The 3,592-nt window shown below is 53.5% G+C and carries 2 protein-coding genes and 2 pseudogenes; all 4 read left to right on the forward strand.

Going from position 1 to position 3,592, the window contains the following annotated elements:
- Positions 1-122 precede the first annotated feature (122 nt).
- Positions 123-1,604 (forward strand): NAD-dependent succinate-semialdehyde dehydrogenase, encoded by a 1,482-nt coding sequence (locus K8V32_RS11885; RefSeq protein ID WP_303907682.1) that lies wholly within the window; start codon positions 123-125, stop codon positions 1,602-1,604.
- Positions 1,605-1,679: 75 nt separating this feature from the next.
- Positions 1,680-2,639, forward strand: a complete 960-nt coding sequence (locus tag K8V32_RS11890) for a TatD family hydrolase (protein ID WP_303907685.1) — start codon at positions 1,680-1,682, stop codon at positions 2,637-2,639.
- Between the two features lie 164 nt (positions 2,640-2,803).
- Positions 2,804-3,412, forward strand: a pseudogene (locus K8V32_RS11895) (G5 domain-containing protein); the annotation flags it as partial.
- A 102-nt stretch (positions 3,413-3,514) separates the two neighbouring features.
- Positions 3,515-3,592: pseudogene (locus K8V32_RS11900) on the forward strand (transglycosylase family protein); the annotation flags it as partial.

The following is a 3,592-nucleotide window of genomic DNA, read 5'->3' on the forward strand; positions in this document are numbered from 1 at the left end:
CGTGATGGCGCTAACGATCCAGTGATATCTACATGTTAGATTTATTGGCGAGTTGAACTTCTCGGTGCCTGAGAGTGCGTATGCGCTCAGCGCCCATCCGACAGATCGAAAGAAGGTAATCCGTGACTGTCAGCGCACAACAAGAAAAAGAACTGCTGGAACGTGTCCCCACCGGCCTGCTTATCAACGGCGAATGGGTAGAAGCATCTTCTGGCAAAACCCTACCGGTTTATGATCCAGCCACCGGCAAAGAGCTATTGCGAATTCAAGACGGTAATTCCGAAGACGCTCTGAAAGCCCTGACCGCAGCTGATGAAGCCCAAGCCGAATGGGCGTTGACTGCCCCGCGGGAGCGCGCAGAAATTCTGCGTCGCGCATTCGATATCGTTATGGAACGCGCTGATGACTTCGCTTTGCTGATGACCCTAGAAATGGGTAAACCGCTGGCTGAAGCTCGCGGTGAAGTCACCTACGGTGCCGAATTTTTGCGTTGGTTCTCTGAAGAAACCGTTCGACATTACGGTCGTTACTTCAACACCCCAGAAAACAACCTGACGGCAATTGTTCGTCACAAACCAGTCGGTCCATCGCTGCTGGTTACCCCGTGGAACTTCCCATTGGCCATGGCAACTCGTAAAGTTGGCCCAGCTGTTGCTTCCGGTTCTACCATGGTGCTCAAACCAGCCCAGTTAACACCGCTGACCTCGCAGTACTTTGCTCAGGCCATGATTGACGCCGGCCTGCCAGCAGGTGTGCTCAACGTCGTCTCTGGTTCTTCTGCATCGGCGATCTCTGGTCCGTTGATGAAAGATGCCCGGCTGCGCAAAATTTCGTTTACCGGTTCGACCTCGGTGGGTGTGCGCCTGATGCAAGACGCCGCACAAAACGTGCTGCGCACCTCGATGGAACTGGGCGGCAACGCGCCACTGATTGTGTTCGAAGACGCTGACCTGGACAAGGCCGTTCAGGGTGCAATGGACGCCAAATTGCGCAACATGGGTGAAGCTTGCACTGCTGCCAACCGCATTCTGGTTCACGAAGACATTGCCGATGAATTCCAGGCCAAATTTGCTGAGGCCATGCGCGCCCGCAAAGTCGGCCGCGGCACCGAAGCTGACGTCAACATTGGGCCAATCATTGACGAAAAAGCTCGCGAAGACGTCCACGGTCTGGTCACCGAAGCGGTCGATGCCGGTGCAGAAGTTATCACCGGTGGTAAAAAAGTCGACGGCGACGGCTACTTCTACGAACCAACCATCCTGTCGGTTCTGGAAGATTCCCCAATCCTGACCCAGGAAATCTTCGGCCCGGTGGCTCCGGTTGTCAAATTTAGCGACGAAGCCCACGCCATCCGCCTGGCTAACGCTCAGCAATACGGTCTGGCAGCCTATCTGTTCACCGAAAACCACAACCGTGCGATCCGTGTTGCTGACCAGATCGAATTCGGTCTGATCGGATACAACGTCGGAGTCATCTCCAACGCGTCGGCACCATTTGGTGGCGTTAAGCAGTCCGGTCTTGGCCGCGAAGGTGGCGCCGAAGGTATTGCCGAATACACCACCGTGCAATACATCGGTATGCCAAATCCACACACCCAAGGCTAAAGAACATTACCGTTGAAGTATTATCCGCCCCGTTGAGATTCTGCTCGACGGGGCGGATCCCATTAAGCTAAACCCATGACCACCTCAGCCCGATCCCAAACACCACCGCAGTATCTACCGAAGGAAACCATCACGCACCACCCCGACGGTCCCGTGCGCGCAACAACCGATGAATACACTGGCAAGAAGCGCAAACTGGTCTATCCGCCAGCGCCTCCGGCCTCCCCGGTTCCGGTCGTAGATAACCACGCCCACATTGACTTTCGTGATGGCCTGGTGCAACCGACCCCAACCGAAGTCATGGACGCTGCAGCTACCGTCAATGTGGTCGGAGCAATCCAAGTTGCCACCGATCTGGAATCCGCCAGGTATACGATCCAAGCTATTGACCAGGAGCCCAGGCTGCGTGGCGCGCTAGCTATCCACCCCAACGACACAGTCAAGCTCGCCGAGGACGGCACCCTGGACCAAGCCATCGATACGATCCGTGAGTTGGCTAAGCACCCAGCTATCGTGTGCATTGGGGAAACCGGCCTGGATTATTACCGCACTGAGGGCGAAGCCAACTGGGACATACAAAAATACGCATTTAAGCGACACATTGAAATGGCCGTTGAGCTCGGACTGGCATTACAGATTCACGACCGTGAAGCCCATGACGACGTCATCGACACACTGCTTTCCGTAGAGCAGCTGCCCGAACATGTTGTGTTTCACTCCTACTCAGGTGACGAACACATGGCGGCGATCCTCAACGAACATGGCTGGTATGCCTCTTTTTCTGGTGTTGTGACCTTCAAAAATAACGAATCGGCTCGCCGGGCCGCGCAAGTTATGCGTCCAGAATTATTGCTGGTGGAAACCGACTCGCCGTTCCTGACGCCCCACCCGCACCGGGGACGACCGAATGCTCCATACCTGGTGCCGTACACGCTGTATCAATTGGCTGAAACGCGTAATCAAACTGTCGAAAATCTCGGCAATGTTATTTTCCAAAACACGGAACGCGTCTATGGAAAATTCATAATTGACTAGGTAAAATGGCTCGAGCACATGTTGTAGTCGGATGAAATGATCAACAAAGCTTCGTTATCGATTTGTAATCTTTGTTATCTTTCCGTTATAGTCGTGGACGATGTCATCGATACGTGGGAACAACACCACGATGTCGGAACTACAACACTTTTTGGATTTTCTTTATGTCAAGCATTTTTCGTGGCACCCTGACCAAGATTGTTGCTCAGGTTGCAGCTCTAGTGCTGGTAGTAGGAGGCCTGGCGGCGTTCGTCATCACCCAGGCCAATGCCGATAAAGGCGTAACTGCCAACGCCGAGAACGTAGAACAGCAAACTGGCGAGCCACTGAATATCGAGCGTGTCTCTTCGATCACCCCGCTGCGCATCGACGAGATCGCGTTACCACAGGTTGTTGAGATCACCGTGGCTGATGAAACCAAAGAAGTCCTCACCAGCGGCGGTACTGTTCAGGATGTTCTGAACAATGCCGGCGTTGAAGTTGGTGAAGACGATAAGGTTTCGCCAAAACTTGACCAGAACATCAACGACGACACCGCGATTACCGTGACCATTGTCGAAAAAACTGAGGTCACCGAGGAAGAAACTGTCGAATTCGAAACCACCACCAAGAACGACAGCAGCCTCGAAAAAGGTAAGACCAAAACTGATACCGAAGGTGTCAACGGTACCGCGAATGTTACCTATGAAATCGTGACCGAAAACGGTGAAGAAGTCGAAAAGACTGAGATCAGCCGTGAAGTCACTAAGGAACCAACCAACGAGGTTATCCTGCGCGGAACCAAGGAACCAGAACCAGAACCAGAAGCTTCTTCTGATTCTTCCGAATCGTCAGGTGGTAATACCGGCGCGTCAGCTCCATCAGTGCCAAGCGGTTCTGTTTGGGATCGTCTGGCCCAGTGTGAATCCGGTGGTAACTGGTCGATTAACACCGGTAATGGTTACTACGGTGGT

It is taken from the genome of Enteractinococcus helveticum (assembly GCF_020742345.1).
Taxonomy (GTDB): domain Bacteria; phylum Actinomycetota; class Actinomycetes; order Actinomycetales; family Micrococcaceae; genus Yaniella; species Yaniella helvetica_A.